We start from the raw sequence: 16,092 nt of genomic DNA on the forward strand, positions 1-16,092 counted from the left end.
CGTGTTGATCATGGGGCGGACTTATGCGGGAGAGATCGGCGCCCGTCAACGGTTATCCCGGCGGGGTGGGGGTGCTGCTAGCGAATGCGGGCGCCGGGCGGTTCGAGGATCACCTGCTTGAGATCGCTGCCGCGGAGCACGACGATCACGAAATTGAGCCGGCCGCGCTCGCGCATCAGGCCGCCGCTGATCGCCTTTCCGGAGGTGGTGTGCTCGGCGACGCGGACCGCGTCCGACAGGCGATGCCGCAGCCCCCTGAGCACGACCAGATTGCCACGGTCTTCGGCGTCGAGTTCCGCCAGCGGCGAGGCAGCCTGGATACCCATGACCGCGCCGGTGGTGGCGTCGATGGCATTGCGCCAGACCCGGTCGTGCTCGACCGTCTTGACCCGGTAGACCGGCGGGAAGGCTGCGCCGTCGAAGCTGATATCCGCGGTCGTCGAACCCGCATGCAGGCCTTCTGCGATCGCCATCGCCTGGCTGAGCGTGACCTGGGCGGAGCGGAAGCTGTCGATCTCGCGGCGGACCGCCTGAGGGTCGAGGGCGGCGCCATCGTCGGCGGGGAAGGGAAGAGGGGCTGCGGCCACGTCGGGCGTCGCGACCGCATGGGATGGCGACGCAAGGAGCAGCGACAACGAGGCGATGCCCAGCAGCAATCCTGCGAATGCCCGATGTCTTCGCATGTGTAGTCGTCCTGTCGTCCTTGCCGCAACCATGACTTCGCCCGCCGCGGCGTCCCTTGCGCTGAAGATGGGAGCGGCCGACCTTCAATGCACGGTCGGCCGCCGAATGTCTTGACCGAACCTGCTGTAGCGGGCCGGCGGCGACGGTCGAAGTTTGCAAGGCGACGCGAAACCCGCGGGGGGCTGAAGCACGGGCCTTCGCGCCCCTTCCCATAATTAAACCATACGGTATCGTTTAGTTTTGGTCAAGAACCGGGTGATCGCATTCCCGTGATCAAGCCGAGTGTCATTGAAACCGTCAGCGAGCCGGCCTGCGGCGCGGCTTGGGGTGGCTGCGGAGCCGGTCCGGCGGTCCTGCGGCTCCCGCCAGGAACAGCCGGATCGAGACTTCCATCCGCTTCTCGGCGGTCTTCATGTCGATCGGGATTCCGAACGTCGCCATCCGGTGGGTATGGCCAACCACCATGTTGAGAAAGGTCTCGGCGGCGATCGTGGTGTCCTCGAGATCAAGGGCGCCGACCGCGACCAGATGGTCGAAGAACTCGGCGGTCGTGGAAACGGCCTTCGACCAGCCTTCGTCCACCGCGAGCCTGGCGACCTCGGGAAAGTTGATCGCCTGCGCGGTCAGGATGCGGCTGAACGCGATGGAATCATCGGTGCAGTTCAAAGTCAGCAACTGGCGCCCGAGTTTGATCAGTCGCTGCTCGACCGAGCAATCCGACACGCCGTCGACCGGCATTTCGGCCCCCGCTGCCGCCAGCGGAGCGAGCCAGCGCGCGATCTCGCGGCGGAGCACCGCGGTGAACAGGCCGCGCTTGTCGCCATATTGCGCATAAACGGTCGGCTTGCTGACGCGGGCGGCCTCCGCGACCGCCTCGATCGAGGTCGCATCGAACCCGCGCTCCAGGAACAGGCTGGTGGCGACCTCGATCAGCCGCTGGTCGCGTTCGATCGCGGCGTCGCGGGTCGGCCGGCCGCCGCGCGACTTCACGACGCCGCGTTTTGCCGCCTTGGCCCTGGTTGCCGTCAATCCCATGCTGTTTATCTCGTTGCCCGCCGGAACGGGGTTGTCCGGTCTATAGCCTGTGGCGCGCGGATTCGTCGAATCAGGGGCTTCCCGGCCGGCCGCGCGCGGCGACGGTTCGTCGCCTGAACCGGTCCTGCCAGGGTTGATCGGGAACCGGGGGCACGCAATAAGCAGCCGCATGACCGTTCCCAATCATTTCGAACTGCTGGCAACCGATGGTGCAGCGCGCACCGGCCGCCTGACCACGCCGCACGGCGAGGTGCGGACGCCGGCCTTCATGCCGGTCGGCACCGCCGGCGCGATGAAGGGCATGCACTGGCGCGAGGTTCGCGAGGCCGGCGCCGACGTCGTGCTGGGCAACACCTACCATCTGATGCTGCGGCCCGGCGCCGAGCGCATCGCGGCGCTGGGCGGCCTGCAACGCTTCACCGGCTGGGGCGGTCCGATGCTGACCGACTCCGGCGGCTTCCAGGTGATGTCGCTCTCGGAGCTGCGCAAGGTGACCGAGAAGGCCGTCACCTTCCGCTCGCATATCGACGGCGCCAAGGTCGAGCTGTCGCCGGAGCGTTCGATCGAGGTCCAGCGGCTGCTCGGCTCCGACATCGCGATGCAGATGGACGAATGCGTCCGCCTGCCGGCCGAGCCGGCCGACATCGAGCGGGCGATGCAGCTGTCGCTGCGCTGGGCCGAACGCTCCCGCCGCGCCTTCGAGACGGCGCCCGACGGCTACATGCTGTTCGGCATCGTGCAGGGTGGCGACGTTCCTGCGCTGCGCCATGTCAGCGCGCGCGGCCTCATCGACATCGGCTTTCACGGTTACGCGATCGGCGGCCTTGCGGTCGGCGAGCCGCAAGCGGTGATGCTGTCCATGATCGAGGAGACCGCGCCGGTGCTGCCGGCCGACCGGCCGCGCTATCTCATGGGCGTCGGCACGCCCGAGGACATTCTCGAAGCAGTGGCGCGCGGCGTCGACATGTTCGATTGCGTGATGCCGACCCGCAACGGACGCCATGGCATGGCGTTCACGCGGTTCGGCCAGATCAATCTGCGCAACGCCCGTCACATCGACGATCCGCGCCCGCTCGACGAGGAGAGCCCGTGGGCGGCGGCGCGCAGCTATTCGCGCGCCTATCTGCATCATCTGGTGCGCGCCGGGGAGACGCTCGGCGCGATGCTGCTGTCCGAGATCAACGTCGCCTATTACCAGCAGTTGATGCAGGGCATCCGTGACGCGATCGCAAACGGCACGTTCGAGGACTTCAGAACGACAACGCGCGCCGGTTGGGCGCGCGGGGACATTGTTCCGATGTGATCGGCTTCGTCAGTTGCAGACGATCGGCTTCACCGAATGCTTGGTTACGAAACCGTATCCGCAAGTGTCGCAGGTCCAGAGATAGCTGATCAGATTGTCATGAAGGTAGGCCGAGGCTTCGGCAGCTACCATGGAGTCCGCGCATACCGGGCACGTAGGCAGCTCGCTGCCGCGCGGATCGCGCCTGGACGCGACGGTCGACAGGACTTCAGCAATTGCTGGCATCGTGACCTCCTTTGCGTTCTGAGCTGCACGGCGGGCTGGCTGCCCCCACGACGGTATATAATCCAAATTGTTTGACCCTGTCGCAACACAAATACGTTGGTTTTACGTTATTTGTGCAGATTTCGATTTTGCAATGCAACGAATGCGCGTCGCCGCGGTTTCTCACTTGCGCGTCATGGTGCGGTGCTCCTAACTAAAAGCCGATCGCACATTCTCCGCACATTTCCCGCCACAGGAGCTGCTTGATGGACGCATCGTCGACAACGAGTGCAGTGCAACCCGGACGCGGCCGCGTCTTTGACTCGATCGTCGATGCGATAGGTTCGACGCCGGTCGTGCGCCTGCGCAGATTGCCGCAGGGTGCCGGCGTCAATGCCACGATCCTCGCCAAGCTCGAATACTTCAATCCGGCGGCGAGCGTGAAGGACCGCATTGGTGCGGCCATGATCGTCGCCATGGAGAAGGCCGGCATCATCAATGCGGACACCGTGCTGATCGAGCCGACGTCGGGCAACACCGGGATCGCGCTCGCCTATGTCGCGGCCTCGCGCGGCTACCGGCTGAAGCTGGTGATGCCGGAATCGATGTCGATCGAGCGGCGGCGCATGCTGTCCTTCCTCGGCGCCGAGATCGTGCTGACGCCAGCGGCGCAGGGCATGAAGGGCTCGATCGCCACCGCGGAGGAACTGGTGCGCACCACGCCGAACGCGGTGATGCCGCAGCAGTTCAAGAATCTCGCCAATCCCGAGATCCACCGTCGCACCACCGCCGAGGAAATCTGGAACGACACCGGCGGCAACATCGACTATTTCGTCTCCGGCGTCGGCACCGGCGGCACGATCACCGGGGTCGGGCAGGTACTCAAGCCCCGCAAGCCGTCGCTGCGCATCGTTGCCGTGGAGCCGGAGGAGAGCCCGGTGCTGTCAGGCGGACAGCACACGCCGCACAAGATCCAGGGCATTGGCGCCGGCTTCATCCCTGACATCCTCGACCGCGCCGTGATCGACGAGATCGTCAAGATCAACAGCGCGACCGCGATCGAGACCGCGCGGGCACTGGCGCGCAACGAGGGCATTCCCGGCGGCATCTCTTCCGGGGCGGCGATCGCGGCGGCGCTGCAGATCGGCAAGCGGCCCGAAGCTGCCGGCAAGACCATCCTGGCGATTGTGCCCTCATTCTCGGAACGCTATCTGTCGACGGCACTGTTTGAAGGAATCTGAGACATGCCCGATCAGCCGAGGCGCCCGCGAACCCTGAACGACGCCCGCAGCGAGGCCGAGGCGGCGTTCAAGCGTGCCACCACCAAGGTGGCGGCCGCACCGCCGAAATCGACTGCGATTCCCGGTGTCCGGGAGCAGGTCACCTTGCGGATCGACCAGGACGTGCTGGAGCATTTCCAGGCGGGCGGCCCGGGCTGGCAGGACCGCATCAACGATGCGCTCCGCAAGGCCGCCGGGAAATAGCGCCACCTCGCTTGCGACAGCGTCCGGGTGACCCCGGCCTCCTTGCTGGCGAAGTGCTGGCGGTTCAGCGCAGGAAACCGCCCATGACGCCGCCCATGAAGCGGCCGACGCCGGCCGGATCGCCGCCGCCACCACCGCCACCGTGATAACGGCGGCCGCCGCCACCGCCACCGCCGCCCGAGTGACGGCGGGCAGGGCGCTCCTCGTCGTCGGAACTCGCCGTTGACGTGCTCGAGACGATCTCCGTCAGCAGGGCCTTGTGCTGCAGCTTGTTCAGATAACCGCTTTTCGGATAGCCGCGTGCGGCCTGCCAGCGCGTGATCACGGCGCGGGTCGCCTCGTCGAACTTGCCGGTCACCTTGGTGTCGAAGCCGAGGCCGTTGAGGCGGCGCTGCACGTCGCGGCGCTGCCCGCGGTCGAGACCGATCTGGTCCTCGGTGACCTGGGTCGCCTCCTCGGTGAAGGTCGCCGGATCGATGCCGGTGGTCAGGTTGCGCGTGGTGGTGCTCGGCCCGTTCTCGAGCGCGGCGATGCGCGCCAGTGCCAGCGGCTTGAACTGGCCGTTCGGATATTTGGACAGATAGGCGTTGAATTCTTCGGCCTTGTTGCTGTCCTTGATCGAGCGCCAGAACTCGAGCTCGACATCGGAGCCGGGCGCGGCCGCAACCGCCGTCGGTGCCGAGGCGGCCGGCGCATTGAGATCGGCCGTGGCCGGCGCGCCGTTGAGATAGACCGAGCCGATCAGGTTGGTGTGGCCCCAGGGCAATTGCCCCTTGTTGGTCTCCTCGTTGACCTGGGCGCGGACCTTGGTCATTGCCTGCTGGATCTCGACGCCGGGCTGGGTGATGTTGGCGACCAGCGCGCGGGTGAACGGGCTGTTGGTGCCTTCCTGACCGTCGAGCGCGGTCTGGCCCGGACCGGTCGCGAACGCGATCAGGGTGCCTTCACCGGACTTCATCTCGGCAAGCCCGGTCTGCACGTTGACGCTGCGGGTCGACGAGTTCGACCTGATCTTGGCGGCGAACGGGTTGTCGCGGCAGGCGTCCAGGAACACGAGCTTCACCTTGGCGTCGCTCATGGTCTGGTCCAGCGTAAGGTCGATATTGATCGCGGCCCCGAGCTTGACGTCCATCTCGGATTTGATGTCGGCATCAACGGGCAACAGGTAGTTGGTGCCGCCAATCGCAATGCCGTGGCCGGCATAGTAGAACACCGCGATGTCGGCGCCTTGCGCCTTCTTGCCGAAATCGAGCAGCTTCTCAGTCATCTTGTCGCGGGTGAGATTGGTGCCCTCGACCACGTCGAAGCCGACGTTGCGCAGGGCGCTGGCCATCGCACCGGCGTCGATCGTCGGGTTCGGCAGCGGCGTAACATTCTTGTAGGCGCCGTTGCCGACCACGAAGGCCACCCGCTTGTCGGCCTGTGCTGCGGTCGCGGTCAACGTCATGCAAATCAGGGACGCAAGGAGGGTGAGGCTGCGCATGCGCATGTGAAATCCCCTGGCAATATCGAAAATAAACTTGGCTGCAAAAAGCTGCGTCGAGTTTACACGAAAAAGCCGCACATTGCGCAGCGAAAATTGCCGGTATTTGCGGCGCCGAATACTGGCGGCCCGCAAACGAAGCACCGCGTGATCCGGCTCACATTCGGCTCGATATCTTAGGCGAGTTCACGTTCCGGCGCGGGCCGGGACCGACGCGCTCGGCTTCAGGTTCAAAAGGTTGCCGGACAGGATCAATGCTGCGCCGAGCACCGTGAAGACGTCGAGCCGTTCCGCGTAGATCAGCCAGCCCGTGATCGCGGTCAGCGGCACCCGCAGGAAATCCATCGGGATCACGACGGTCGCGTCGGCGTGCAGCAGCGCGCGCGCCATGCAGTAGTGCGAGAAGGTGCCGCAGAACGCGATCACCGCGAGCCAGCCCCAGGTGGTGAGCGGCGGCCAGGTCCAGACGTAGAGCGCGGGCACGAAGCTTGCGACCGACTGGACCGCGAGCAACCAGAAGATGATGGCCAACGCCTGTTCGGTCCGTGTCAGGGATTTCACCAGCGCGATCGAGACGCCGAAGCCGACGGCAGCGGCGAGCGCGAACAACTGCCCCGGATTGATCTCGCCAGCCACTGGCCGGACGATCGTGAGCACGCCGGCGACGCCAAGCACGATGGCCGCGATCTTCGGAACCGACATCCGCTCGCCGAGAAAGCCGGCTGCGAGAATCGCGGTCCAGATCGGCATCGTGAATTCGATCGCCACCACCTGGCCGATCGGGATCAGCGTCAGCGCATAGAACCAGCCGACCTGCGCGACATAATGGATCAGATTGCGCACGATGTGCACATGGACCCGCGCGCTCTTCAGGATCGTGAAGCCGCCGTTCATCCGGATCAGCGGATAGAGCATCAGAAAGCCGAGCACCGAGCGCACTTCCATCAGCTGAAAGACATTCACCGCGCGCGTCGCTTCGCGGCCGGCCACGACCATGACCAGCATCAGCGAAAGCCAACCCGACATCCACAGCGCGGCGCGGGTCTTGGAAGGAGTGCGGTCCATCAGGGGGTGGCGAGGTGAAGGGGAGCGCCGGTATCGGCGAGTTGGCCGGAATTTGCAACGCGCAATTCTGCCGACACGGTGATGCGCTTCCCGCTTGATCGGTGCTAAGCAACATCGGAATGTATGGCTATTCCGGGGCGCGAGTGAAACGAGCGAACCCGGAATGAAAACTGGGAAGGATCTGCTCATGCGCGTCTTGCAACCGGCCGAATGGTCGAAACCCCGCGGCTTCTCCCACGGTGTCGCGTTCGACGGCCCGGGCCGATGGATCGTGCTGGCCGGCCAGACCGGCGGTGACGAGCGCGGCGAATACCAGCCCGACATGGCAGCCCAGGTGGGCACGGCGCTGAAGCGGATCGTCAAACTGCTGCACGAGGCAGGCGCGGGACCCGAGCACATCGTCCGCCTGACCTGGTACCTGACCAGCCGCGGCGAATACGAGACCGCGGGCGCCGGCATCGGCGCGGCGTGGAAGGAGACGCTCGGCCGCAATTTTCCGCCCTCGACACTGCTCTACATCGACGGCCTGGTCGATCAGCGCGCCAAGGTCGAGATCGAAGTCACCGCCTTCGTACCCGCTGCATAGGATTGGCTGCGATGAACAATCTCACAAGGCCCGAAGTCCTCACGGGATTCGCGACCGGCTGGCCCGAACAGCAGCCCGACGTCATGGTGATCTCCCTGAAGACGGCGAAGGGCGCGCACGATTTCGTCCTCAACAAGGAGCAGGCGTTGCTGATGGCACGCACCATCAAGCAGACCGCCGAGAAGCTCCCGAAACCGCGGACGGCCTAACTCCTCGCACAAAAACCCCTCGGGACCGTGCGGTCCCGAGGGCTTTTTCGACGGCGTCGGACTTACCTCGACAGCGCGATGTTGGCGCCGCGGAACTGGCTGTCGGCCCTGATCGAAACCGCCTGCTTGCGGCCGCTGGTGTGCAACGAGATGTCGGCGTTGAAGCCCGGAGCGCTCGCGAGCACCTGGAAGTTGCCGCCGCCGCCGCGCCCCTGCAAGGAGCCGCTCACATTGCGGCTCGACTCGCTCCACGAGCCGGAGACGGCGCTGCCTTCCGCCTGCACGTCGGCGGCGAGGTTGAACTTGTAGGCGTCGCTGGCGCAGGTGAGGCTCATGGCCATCGTCGGACCGGAGACACGATAGGTGGCCCGGCAGCGAATCCGCTCGCTCGACCCGTCGTCCAGCGTGACGGAGCCGCCGCCGGACCAAGTGCCCTCCAGGCCGGCGAACGGCCCGGACTCCGCATGCCCCGAAGTGCCTGCCAGAGTCGCAACGAAAAACGCGACGGCTGCTAGTGCAGGCCGCCGCGCTCTGGCGAAAATCCCTGACGCGTCGCTGATCTTACTGACGGGACGCTTCCCATCGGCCGCTGCACGGTACGCCAGCTGATGCCCCATTCCACTTCCCCGATCCGGAATTGCCACTGAGTTGACCGTTCGCATATGCACCATTGATCGAGACCCGCACAAGTCCCCCGCTGCCCACGGTTCCGGAGATAGCAGCACCCTGCGCGGAGACCTTTCCGTCGGCGACGGTCACAGTCGAACTGGTCGACGGTTCGCAGCTGCCAGTCTTGGTGACAACCGTGACATTCCAAAGACCATCATAGGGTTGCTGCGCGGAGGCGGGAGCGGCGGCAAAGATGGCGGCAGAGGAAGCAAAGGACGCGAAAAGCAGGCTGCGGATGCGAGTCGAACGCATGAATCTTTTCCCATAATTTTTGTGTGATGCGGCAGCTTATCCCGGCACAATGTGACCAAAATTTGCTGCAGCGCAAGAGCTTCCAAAGTTCCTGTGAGCGCAAACACATCATAGTGAGTTTGGTTCCCGTCCGGGAACGAAGAATTTCCATTTTCAAGCGATTTTCATTAGGTCCGGATCGGACCTAATGCTTGCTGCCGGGCAGGCTCGGCGCCTTGGTTGCAAACTGCTCGTCCTGCGGCTTGGCGGGAAGGGTCTTGAACGCCTTCCCATAGTCGATGACCTCGCCGAGCAGGCGCAGGCCAAGCGGCGCCAGCGCGCGCTCCCAGAGCTCCCGGGCGGTTTCCCCCTTCTTCACGAACACCCAGTCCTGGGCAGCGATTGCTCCGGCATCCATCCGGTCGGCGAGGTGGTAGATGGTGCCGCCGGCGATCGGATCGCCTTCCTTGATGGTCCATTCCACGGCGGCGATGCCGCGATGCCGCGGCAGCAACGACGGATGGTAGCCGATGCCGCCGAGACGGGCGACGGCCAGCGCCTCCTTGCTGACGCGGGCATGGCTGTGGGCGGTCACAATCAGCTCGGTGCCCGGGGCGATCTCCGCGGCCGTGACCAGCTTGGGGTCGGCCTGCACCACCACCTCGATCCCGTGAGCCCTGGCGGCCGCCGCCAGACGGTCCTCGCCGTCATGGACCACGATCCTGACGATCTCGACGGCGTGCTCGCGCAGCATGTTCAAGGTCGTCACGCCGAAATGGCGGGATCCGACGAGGGTAATTTTCATGGGGGCGATTCCGTGGGTTCACTTTGCGGTCGATATGCGGAATAGCACAGCGAGACCGCCTGCTTTGCTGTCCTGGTCGTTATCAACAGGACGGCCGGGCCGCAATATCAGGCGGCGCGCAGCCGGGTTGCGAGGATCTTGTCGACGCGCCGGCCGTCGAGGTCGACGATCTCGAAGTCCCAGCCTTGCGCCGCAGTCTTCTCGCCGACATTGGGGATCGTGCCGAATTCATGCAGCAGGTAGCCCGCCGCGGTCTGGTAGGGGCGCGGCGAGGGCAGCACGATGCCGAGCAACTCGGCGAATTCGAGTGCCGGCATCCAGCCGGAGATCAAATAGGAGCCGTCGTCGCGCCTGACATAGGCCGGTTCGGCGGGGCCTTCCTCGGTGTGGAAGGCGCCGACGATGGCCTCGAGGATGTCGAAGCTGGTGACTACGCCCTGGAAGGTGCCGTACTCGTCGTGCACAAGGCCGATATGCACCGCGGAGTCGCGCAGGATCGCGACCACGTCGCGGGCATCGACCGTCTCGGGAATGATCGGCGCGTCACGCGTCAGCGCACGGATGTCCGGCGCCCGGCCGGCGAGGTAGACGTCGAGCACGTCCTTGGCCTGCACGATACCGACAGCATGATCGCGATTGCCGTCGAACACCACGCAACGCGAGTGAGTGCTCTTCTGCAGCGTCGCCAGGATCTCGGGTGTGGGGTCGGCGAGGTCGATCAGGCTGACCTCGTGTCGCGGCGTCATCACGGCGCCGACCGGAAGGTCGCCGAGCCGCATCACGCCGGCGATCATCTCCTTTTCGCCGGGCTCCAGCACGCCGGCGTTCTCGGCTTCCACCACCAGGGTCTTGATCTCGTCCTCGCTGACCCGGTCGGCCGCATCCTTGCGATGCCCGAGCACCCACAACAGCACCTTGCCGGAGCGGTCGAGCAGCCACACCAGCGGCAGCGACGTCCTGGCCATCACGGTCATGGCCGGCGCGGCCTTGACCGCGATCGCCTCGGGATCGCGCAGCGCGATCTGCTTCGGCACCAGCTCGCCTATGATCAGCGAGGCGTAGGTGATCACGCCGACGACGAGGCCGACACCCACCGCATCGGCGATGCGCGGCGACAGGCCGATCTCGAGCAGCCATTGCGTCAGGCGCTGGCCCAGCGTCGCGCCCGAGAACGCACCCGACAGCACGCCGATCAGCGTGATGCCGATCTGTACCGTCGAAAGAAACTTGCCGGGATCGGACGCGAGCACGAGCGCGCGGCGCGAGCCGCTGACACCCTTTTCGGCCAAGGCTGCAAGCCGCGCCGGACGTGAGGAGACGATGGCAAGCTCCGACATCGACAGCAGGCCGTTGATAACGATCAGGGCTGCCACGATCGCAAGTTCAAGATACAGCACGCGTGTTCCCGGGAACTGAGAGGATTGGCGGCATCAGCCGCGTGACAACGGCTCCAATATAGGCGCGACGGAGCCGCTTTGCTGTGCCTTGTCGGGTAGCCCCGCACAAGCAGACGCGGCGTATGACGCTCATGCGCTGATCGGACGCGGCATTTTGGCGCGCGCGATCGCGGGCGGCCGCAGCATCGGACGGCGCGCGCGGGGTTAGCTCCAGGCGAGGAGCCGCAGCTCCGGTTTGGCGAATGTCCTGGGAGGTGTCGCGGAGGGCTCCGGCGGCCTCGCGGCCGCGGCCTGCAGGTGCATGCGCAAATCCGCGCTGCACTGCTTCATCTGGTTGCGCAGTTCGCGTCGGGAGAACGTGGTGAGGGTCGGATCGCCGAGCTGCAGCCAGGCCTTGCGCAGCCATTCCTGCAGGGCGCGAATATTCTCGTTCAGGTCCTGATCAAAGACTGCGGGCTGGTTCATGCCGCTGAATCTCGAAATACGATCAGTTGTGAAGTAACTCTGATTCGCGTCGTTTCACCTAGCGCCTTGTTTGAGCGGTGCGCAGGCCGTTCGCGGCAGCGCAGGCGATTTCGAGTGCAGCGATCAGGGCGCCTTGTCGGTCCGCGTCGGCAGGAAATCCAGCACGACCGGGAAAGCCAGGAATAGCGCGGCGATGATCGACAGATGGCGGATCACTGTTGCGGCGATGCCGAATTGCGCCTCGGCGACATAGGCGATCATGATCGCGGCATATCCGGCAACGCAAACCGCGACGATGATGGTGCCGAAGTCAGTCCTGTTGTCCATGGCAGCCCCGAATTCGTACGGAGCCGGTGTAACCCGCCTGATGTCCGCTGACTGTGAGCCGGTTCACAGGTGGCACCGCATCGAGTGCAGCGCAGGCTTCGCTCGAAATCGCCTAGTTCACCTCGACGCAGTAGTAGGTTCGCGGCTCGATGCGCGCCGCGGTGTAGCGATAATACGGACGATAAGCATAGCCGCGGTAGAGCGCCGGCGGCTCGTGATACAGCGCGCCGTGATAGAAGTTCTGCACGGGGCCAGGGCTGCAACGGTATGGTAGCCACAGCCACGGCAGTGGCTTCCGCAGGCCGAGTTCAGGTGGGACTGCGGGCCACAGCTCCTGTGCCGGCGCCGGCAAGGTGGTGACGGTCAGTGCGAGCACGGCGAGCGCAACGGCGGTTTTCATCTGCTCAACCTCATCGCGGGCGGACCACCCGCACGATCAGGCTGACAGCAATTCCGCCGGTGGTCCATGGTCCCCGGGCGATTTCTTGCTATCGCGCTAATTCCTGCTCGGAAGCTTGACCGGCACGTGAGGCGAACTGCTCACCACACGCGGGCTTCCGTCGGGGTAGTTCGAACTCTTGAGCAGGGTCTCGAGATACAAAATGAATTTTTCTGCAAGCATGGGCGCAGGCCCTCGTTGACTATTCTCTTGGGTCGCGACGTTCGCCCGAAAATTCAATCAACAAAGCGCGATGCGCGACTCGCTTGATGTTGCGGCGCGGCAGGTCTCGTCCGCAATCCGGTCAATTACTGGCCGCGCGCAGAACGTTACTTTCTTGTGGCTGACCGGCAACCTTCCGGTTCGCATGAAACGGCGGCAGTGTTGAAACCCTGCGTCCGCTTCCGCGCAATGCACGCGAACCAGGAAGCCTGTCAGTGCTGGTTAACAGACTCCTAACGGCACGCCGGCCGATGCGCGGCCACGTCACATGGTTCTTTCAAGGATCGGCAGCTAGTGATGCGCGGCAATGGATCCGGAGCAAGATATCGACGAACGCACCGCGTCGGCGCTTCGCCGCAGTTACGGGCGGCTGGCCTGGTGGATCGTCAGGCTGAACCGCTTCCTCGAGCCGGCGCGTCTCGCCGAGCCTCCGCGTCCGCACTTGCCGCCACGCATCGCTATGCTGCCACGGCGACCGACACCGCCGCGCCCCGATTAGCATCACCAGGATACCGGCAATCGCCGTATCGGTCGCCTGACCGGACTGCTATGGATGCGCCATGCGCGGATTGAAGATCCGCTTGTTTGTGACGGTGCGGGCCGCCAGGCGGCCCAAGCGAGGGGAAGGACGAAAGCAATGATAGAGACGGTTGGCATCATCGGCGCCGGCACCATGGGCAACGGCATCGCCCAGGTGTGCGCGGCGGCTGGGCTCGGCGTCACCATGGTCGATATTTCAGACGCCGCGGTGGAGCGGGGCCTGAAGACGGTTGGTGCAAGCCTCGATCGCCTTGTGGCGAAGGAGAAGATGAGCGCGGCCGACCGCGAGGCGACGCTGGCGCGCATCACGGCGACCTCAGACAAGGCCAAGCTCGTCTCCTGCGACCTCGTGATCGAGGCGGCCACCGAGAACGAGGACCTCAAGGTCAAGATCCTCAAGGACCTCTGCGCGTCGCTGAAGCCGGGCACGCTGGTCGCCACCAATACCTCGTCGATCTCGATCACCAAGCTCGCCGCAGCAACCGATCGTCCCGATCGGTTCATCGGGATGCACTTCTTCAATCCGGTCCCGGTGATGGCGCTGCTCGAGCTGATCCGCGGCCTGCAGACCTCCGACGACACCGTCGCCAAGGCGGAAGCCTTCGCCAAGCGCGTCGGCAAGGTTGCGATCACGGCGAAGAACAGCCCGGGCTTTGCCGTCAACCGCATCCTGTGTCCGATGATCAACGAGGCGATCTTCGCGCTGCAGGAGGGCATCGCCACCGCTGAGGAGATCGATGCCGGCATGAAGCTCGGCTGCAACCATCCGATCGGGCCGCTCGCACTTGCCGACCTGATCGGGCTCGACACCATGCTGTCCGTGATGGAGGTGTTCTACACCGGCTTCAACGATCCCAAATACCGGCCGGCGCCGCTGCTCAAGGAGATGGTCGATGCCGGACATCTCGGCCGCAAGACCGGGCAGGGCTTCTACAGCTACAGCAAGTGAACTGACGTCATGCGGCGCGCCGACCGTTTAAGCGCGCGCCGCGGGCGGACACCGTAGTCATCCGGAATGGAACGAGCGCGGGAGCTGGCGTAATACGCCGGCCATCAGACATCACCTGATCCGCCACGTGAGGCGGGGGACGATAGACGCGAGGCCCGGTCTCCTAGGCACACCGGGCCTCGTGTTCTTTTGTGGGGTCGAGCTTCAGATCGCCGACGCGACCGGCGTCACGTTCGCCTCGTCCGGGTCGAAGCCGAACAATCCGACTAGGTATTTGTAGTATTCCGGCGTCTTTTCGCTGAGCTTGCGCGCGTCCTTGACGAACATCCGCGATATGTTTCGAGACCGGGCGGCGTCGATGCGGGGAACGCCGGCCCATGGCCTCGGGAACCCGGCTGAACCGGCCCTCACAGCTGGTTGAGGCGAGGGCGGACCGCCTCGCGAATGATGGTTTTGGTACCTAGATTCGCCTTGCGCTCGGTGGCGCGAGGTAGACAGCCCATGTTCTGGCACGAGCCTCGCATGACCGGTTGCAGGCGTCGAATTCACTGTCGGAGAACAAATTGGGCGAGGTCATACGGTTCATCTCGAAGGCGGAACTGAAGCGCGCGCGCCTGATACGCGAGGCGCGCGCCAACTACGAGCGCATCTTTCCCTCATCGGGTCCCGGCCGCGAGGAACCCGGCCTTGCCGACGGCAATGGCGGTCAGGCCTCGTCCGAGCCCTAACGGGCGCCTGTCTTGAGCCCGGCGCGCCAGTGTGGTCGATTGCGATCGACGATCTGACGCTGCCCTGATGAGCGCGGGCCGGTGACGATGTGGAAGCGGCTGTGGCAAACTTGGACGATCGACAAGCCCGCCGTGCTGGGCGATCGGTTGTGGCAGATCCTGGTCGTTGACCTCGCGGCCTTCCTCGACCGGTTGACGCTGCGACGTATGATCGCGCTTATCCCGGTCGCCATTCTGATCCTGGCCTATCTGCACCGGATTCCGCTTCCTCCTGAGTTTATGCTGCTTGGGGACCTGTTCGCCTATATCGACGTATTCTCGATGATATTCCTGATCGGCCTGGTCGCGCGCGCGTCCGCCATCGCCTACGCATTGAGGCAGGCCGCCGGCTACGTGCTCAGGGCCTTCCAGCAGGTGCCGATCGCGCTGCGCCGGCTCGATATGCGCCACCGCCGCGCCAATGGAGCGCGCCGTCGTACGCGGTTCGGTCGGGCGGATACGGATGACGAGGTGGCTGACGTGCACGGTTTGGCCTGGGCATAGCCCGGGCAGGGCCCGCCAGTACTGCCTGATTAACCTTGCCCGGCGCCGGCTTCTTACGGGGCCGTGCATGGACATAATTGGTCCGCAATGGTCGTGGAACGGTCGCGCATGTTTGTTGCGTGCTTCCAGGACCGGAGGGCGGCGTTTGCTGCCGGGCTGCTGTTGGTGCTGAGCCTCCCGCTCGGCGGCTGTGCGACCTCCACAAATTCATCGCTGATGGACGCTCGAGCCGAGGCACCGATGCCCCGAAAAACAGGTGGCTATCTCGCGGTCGAAGATTTGCCGCCGCCGCGCGAGAAAGCCGCCATGACGCCGGATGAACGCTCGAAGCTGCAGAAGGAGCTGATCGCCGCGCGCGATCGCCAGGCGGCAGCCGCGAAAACCCAGGGCGGCCCGATGAACGATCCGGTGAAGCCCTAGCTGACAGCTGCCGCCGCGTCGCCGACGCAAGCCTCGCTGTCGAACTGCTTCGTGAGTGACGCTTCCATGGCAGGTGGCTGGGGCTTGTGTGCGCGCCGCCCGGGCTGCGCCATGTTCACCGCCGCCGGAAGCGGTTCGATTGGTTTGCCCAAGTTAGGCCGAAATGCCCCGCATGCTGGCTTATGCCATTCAAGGGGCAATCCGTTGTGTGGTGAGCCTTGGTGTATGTCGTCCGGCAACGTCGTCGCCAAGGCTCTCATACAGGGCCCTCATACAAGGCTCTCATATGCTGCTCTCGTGCGCG

At 65.0% G+C, this 16,092-nt stretch carries 23 protein-coding genes; 10 read left to right on the forward strand and 13 right to left on the reverse strand.

Annotated features, from left to right (window positions below):
• Positions 1 to 77: 77 nt before the first annotated feature.
• On the reverse strand, positions 78 to 656 hold the full coding sequence (locus JQ586_RS13920) for a PepSY domain-containing protein (RefSeq protein ID WP_409334520.1): 579 nt from the start codon (positions 654 to 656) through the stop codon (positions 78 to 80).
• A 325-nt stretch (positions 657 to 981) separates the two neighbouring features.
• Positions 982 to 1,719, reverse strand: a complete 738-nt coding sequence (locus JQ586_RS13925) for a TetR/AcrR family transcriptional regulator (RefSeq protein WP_212395140.1) — start codon at positions 1,717 to 1,719, stop codon at positions 982 to 984.
• 169 nt (positions 1,720 to 1,888) lie between these two features.
• Between JQ586_RS13925 and tgt the strand changes: the two genes are divergently transcribed.
• Entirely contained in the window at positions 1,889 to 3,022 is a 1,134-nt protein-coding gene (tgt, locus tag JQ586_RS13930; RefSeq protein ID WP_212395141.1) for a tRNA guanosine(34) transglycosylase Tgt, read from the forward strand.
• A gap of 9 nt (positions 3,023 to 3,031) precedes the next feature.
• On the opposite strand, the gene JQ586_RS13935 is transcribed toward tgt, so the two are convergent.
• Entirely contained in the window at positions 3,032 to 3,247 is a 216-nt protein-coding gene (locus JQ586_RS13935) for a hypothetical protein (RefSeq protein ID WP_212395142.1), read from the reverse strand.
• A 245-nt stretch (positions 3,248 to 3,492) separates the two neighbouring features.
• On the opposite strand from JQ586_RS13935, the gene cysK reads away from it, so the two are divergent.
• A complete protein-coding gene (cysK, locus tag JQ586_RS13940) occupies positions 3,493 to 4,467 on the forward strand; it encodes a cysteine synthase A (RefSeq protein ID WP_212395143.1) in 975 nt (324 codons plus the stop codon).
• Positions 4,468 to 4,470: 3 nt separating this feature from the next.
• Positions 4,471 to 4,710 carry a BrnA antitoxin family protein gene (locus JQ586_RS13945; protein ID WP_212395144.1) on the forward strand — a complete coding sequence of 80 codons (240 nt, stop codon included), beginning with the start codon at positions 4,471 to 4,473 and terminating at the stop codon, positions 4,708 to 4,710.
• Between the two features lie 64 nt (positions 4,711 to 4,774).
• Here the strand turns inward: JQ586_RS13945 and JQ586_RS13950 are convergent, their stop codons facing one another.
• The gene (locus JQ586_RS13950) at positions 4,775 to 6,193 is read right to left on the reverse strand and encodes a caspase family protein (RefSeq protein WP_212395176.1); all 1,419 of its coding nucleotides are present in this window, start codon (positions 6,191 to 6,193) and stop codon (positions 4,775 to 4,777) included.
• A 186-nt stretch (positions 6,194 to 6,379) separates the two neighbouring features.
• Positions 6,380 to 7,258 (reverse strand): DMT family transporter, encoded by an 879-nt coding sequence (locus JQ586_RS13955; protein WP_212395145.1) that lies wholly within the window; start codon positions 7,256 to 7,258, stop codon positions 6,380 to 6,382.
• A gap of 187 nt (positions 7,259 to 7,445) precedes the next feature.
• Here JQ586_RS13955 and JQ586_RS13960 point away from each other — a divergent pair, with 187 nt between their 5' ends.
• Positions 7,446 to 7,844, forward strand: a complete 399-nt coding sequence (locus JQ586_RS13960; protein ID WP_212395146.1) for a RidA family protein — start codon at positions 7,446 to 7,448, stop codon at positions 7,842 to 7,844.
• An 11-nt stretch (positions 7,845 to 7,855) separates the two neighbouring features.
• Positions 7,856 to 8,053, forward strand: a complete 198-nt coding sequence (locus tag JQ586_RS13965) for a hypothetical protein (protein ID WP_212395147.1) — start codon at positions 7,856 to 7,858, stop codon at positions 8,051 to 8,053.
• A 62-nt stretch (positions 8,054 to 8,115) separates the two neighbouring features.
• Here JQ586_RS13965 and JQ586_RS13970 read toward each other — a convergent pair whose 3' ends face one another.
• The 7 genes from JQ586_RS13970 to JQ586_RS13995 all read right to left on the reverse strand — a co-directional run bounded on the left by JQ586_RS13970 (position 8,116) and on the right by JQ586_RS13995 (position 12,347).
• Positions 8,116 to 8,538, reverse strand: a complete 423-nt coding sequence (locus tag JQ586_RS13970; RefSeq protein ID WP_409334522.1) for a hypothetical protein — start codon at positions 8,536 to 8,538, stop codon at positions 8,116 to 8,118.
• 76 nt (positions 8,539 to 8,614) lie between these two features.
• Positions 8,615 to 8,974 carry a hypothetical protein gene (locus JQ586_RS40495; RefSeq protein WP_249147557.1) on the reverse strand — a complete coding sequence of 120 codons (360 nt, stop codon included), beginning with the start codon at positions 8,972 to 8,974 and terminating at the stop codon, positions 8,615 to 8,617.
• A 184-nt stretch (positions 8,975 to 9,158) separates the two neighbouring features.
• Complete coding sequence (locus tag JQ586_RS13975) at positions 9,159 to 9,758, reverse strand: formyltransferase family protein (RefSeq protein WP_212395149.1); 600 nt, start codon at positions 9,756 to 9,758, stop codon at positions 9,159 to 9,161.
• 107 nt (positions 9,759 to 9,865) lie between these two features.
• Positions 9,866 to 11,155, reverse strand: coding sequence for a hemolysin family protein (locus tag JQ586_RS13980; RefSeq protein ID WP_212395150.1), 1,290 nt, complete (start codon positions 11,153 to 11,155; stop codon positions 9,866 to 9,868).
• Between the two features lie 204 nt (positions 11,156 to 11,359).
• Positions 11,360 to 11,620, reverse strand: coding sequence for a hypothetical protein (locus JQ586_RS13985; RefSeq protein ID WP_212395151.1), 261 nt, complete (start codon positions 11,618 to 11,620; stop codon positions 11,360 to 11,362).
• Positions 11,621 to 11,743: 123 nt separating this feature from the next.
• Positions 11,744 to 11,947 carry a hypothetical protein gene (locus JQ586_RS13990; protein ID WP_212395152.1) on the reverse strand — a complete coding sequence of 68 codons (204 nt, stop codon included), beginning with the start codon at positions 11,945 to 11,947 and terminating at the stop codon, positions 11,744 to 11,746.
• A 112-nt stretch (positions 11,948 to 12,059) separates the two neighbouring features.
• Positions 12,060 to 12,347 carry a hypothetical protein gene (locus tag JQ586_RS13995; RefSeq protein WP_212395153.1) on the reverse strand — a complete coding sequence of 96 codons (288 nt, stop codon included), beginning with the start codon at positions 12,345 to 12,347 and terminating at the stop codon, positions 12,060 to 12,062.
• Positions 12,348 to 12,915: 568 nt separating this feature from the next.
• Between JQ586_RS13995 and JQ586_RS14000 the strand changes: the two genes are divergently transcribed.
• Both JQ586_RS14000 and JQ586_RS14005 read left to right on the forward strand, forming a co-directional pair.
• Positions 12,916 to 13,107, forward strand: a complete 192-nt coding sequence (locus JQ586_RS14000) for a hypothetical protein (protein ID WP_212395154.1) — start codon at positions 12,916 to 12,918, stop codon at positions 13,105 to 13,107.
• Positions 13,108 to 13,245: 138 nt separating this feature from the next.
• Positions 13,246 to 14,097, forward strand: a complete 852-nt coding sequence (locus JQ586_RS14005; protein WP_212395155.1) for a 3-hydroxybutyryl-CoA dehydrogenase — start codon at positions 13,246 to 13,248, stop codon at positions 14,095 to 14,097.
• 204 nt (positions 14,098 to 14,301) lie between these two features.
• On the opposite strand, the gene JQ586_RS41125 is transcribed toward JQ586_RS14005, so the two are convergent.
• Positions 14,302 to 14,424: a hypothetical protein gene (locus tag JQ586_RS41125; RefSeq protein ID WP_283815446.1), complete on the reverse strand. Its 123-nt coding sequence runs from the start codon at positions 14,422 to 14,424 to the stop codon at positions 14,302 to 14,304.
• A gap of 236 nt (positions 14,425 to 14,660) precedes the next feature.
• Between JQ586_RS41125 and JQ586_RS14010 the strand changes: the two genes are divergently transcribed.
• The 3 genes from JQ586_RS14010 to JQ586_RS14020 all read left to right on the forward strand — a co-directional run bounded on the left by JQ586_RS14010 (position 14,661) and on the right by JQ586_RS14020 (position 15,788).
• Positions 14,661 to 14,825, forward strand: coding sequence for a hypothetical protein (locus tag JQ586_RS14010; protein ID WP_212395156.1), 165 nt, complete (start codon positions 14,661 to 14,663; stop codon positions 14,823 to 14,825).
• An 87-nt stretch (positions 14,826 to 14,912) separates the two neighbouring features.
• Entirely contained in the window at positions 14,913 to 15,368 is a 456-nt protein-coding gene (locus JQ586_RS14015; RefSeq protein WP_212395177.1) for a hypothetical protein, read from the forward strand.
• Between the two features lie 87 nt (positions 15,369 to 15,455).
• Positions 15,456 to 15,788 (forward strand): hypothetical protein, encoded by a 333-nt coding sequence (locus JQ586_RS14020; RefSeq protein WP_249147559.1) that lies wholly within the window; start codon positions 15,456 to 15,458, stop codon positions 15,786 to 15,788.
• Positions 15,789 to 16,092: the final 304 nt, after the last annotated feature.

Origin of the sequence: Bradyrhizobium jicamae, assembly GCF_018130215.1 — a bacterium.
Taxonomy (GTDB): domain Bacteria; phylum Pseudomonadota; class Alphaproteobacteria; order Rhizobiales; family Xanthobacteraceae; genus Bradyrhizobium; species Bradyrhizobium jicamae_A.

Bases quoted from the DNA above. Each gene is read 5' to 3' on its own strand.
- JQ586_RS13925 (WP_212395140.1), bottom strand. From the start codon at position 1,719: ATGGGATTGACGGCAACCAGGGCCAAGGCGGCAAAACGCGGCGTCGTG.
- tgt (WP_212395141.1), top strand. From the start codon at position 1,889: ATGACCGTTCCCAATCATTTCGAACTGCTGGCAACCGATGGTGCAGCG.
- JQ586_RS13935 (WP_212395142.1), bottom strand. From the start codon at position 3,247: ATGCCAGCAATTGCTGAAGTCCTGTCGACCGTCGCGTCCAGGCGCGAT.
- cysK (WP_212395143.1), top strand. From the start codon at position 3,493: ATGGACGCATCGTCGACAACGAGTGCAGTGCAACCCGGACGCGGCCGC.
- JQ586_RS13945 (WP_212395144.1), top strand. From the start codon at position 4,471: ATGCCCGATCAGCCGAGGCGCCCGCGAACCCTGAACGACGCCCGCAGC.
- JQ586_RS13950 (WP_212395176.1), bottom strand. From the start codon at position 6,193: ATGCGCAGCCTCACCCTCCTTGCGTCCCTGATTTGCATGACGTTGACC.
- JQ586_RS13955 (WP_212395145.1), bottom strand. From the start codon at position 7,258: ATGGACCGCACTCCTTCCAAGACCCGCGCCGCGCTGTGGATGTCGGGT.
- JQ586_RS13960 (WP_212395146.1), top strand. From the start codon at position 7,446: ATGCGCGTCTTGCAACCGGCCGAATGGTCGAAACCCCGCGGCTTCTCC.
- JQ586_RS13965 (WP_212395147.1), top strand. From the start codon at position 7,856: ATGAACAATCTCACAAGGCCCGAAGTCCTCACGGGATTCGCGACCGGC.
- JQ586_RS40495 (WP_249147557.1), bottom strand. From the start codon at position 8,974: ATGCGTTCGACTCGCATCCGCAGCCTGCTTTTCGCGTCCTTTGCTTCC.
- JQ586_RS13975 (WP_212395149.1), bottom strand. From the start codon at position 9,758: ATGAAAATTACCCTCGTCGGATCCCGCCATTTCGGCGTGACGACCTTG.
- JQ586_RS13985 (WP_212395151.1), bottom strand. From the start codon at position 11,620: ATGAACCAGCCCGCAGTCTTTGATCAGGACCTGAACGAGAATATTCGC.
- JQ586_RS13990 (WP_212395152.1), bottom strand. From the start codon at position 11,947: ATGGACAACAGGACTGACTTCGGCACCATCATCGTCGCGGTTTGCGTT.
- JQ586_RS13995 (WP_212395153.1), bottom strand. From the start codon at position 12,347: ATGAAAACCGCCGTTGCGCTCGCCGTGCTCGCACTGACCGTCACCACC.
- JQ586_RS14000 (WP_212395154.1), top strand. From the start codon at position 12,916: ATGGATCCGGAGCAAGATATCGACGAACGCACCGCGTCGGCGCTTCGC.
- JQ586_RS14005 (WP_212395155.1), top strand. From the start codon at position 13,246: ATGATAGAGACGGTTGGCATCATCGGCGCCGGCACCATGGGCAACGGC.
- JQ586_RS41125 (WP_283815446.1), bottom strand. From the start codon at position 14,424: ATGTTCGTCAAGGACGCGCGCAAGCTCAGCGAAAAGACGCCGGAATAC.
- JQ586_RS14015 (WP_212395177.1), top strand. From the start codon at position 14,913: ATGTGGAAGCGGCTGTGGCAAACTTGGACGATCGACAAGCCCGCCGTG.
- JQ586_RS14020 (WP_249147559.1), top strand. From the start codon at position 15,456: ATGGTCGTGGAACGGTCGCGCATGTTTGTTGCGTGCTTCCAGGACCGG.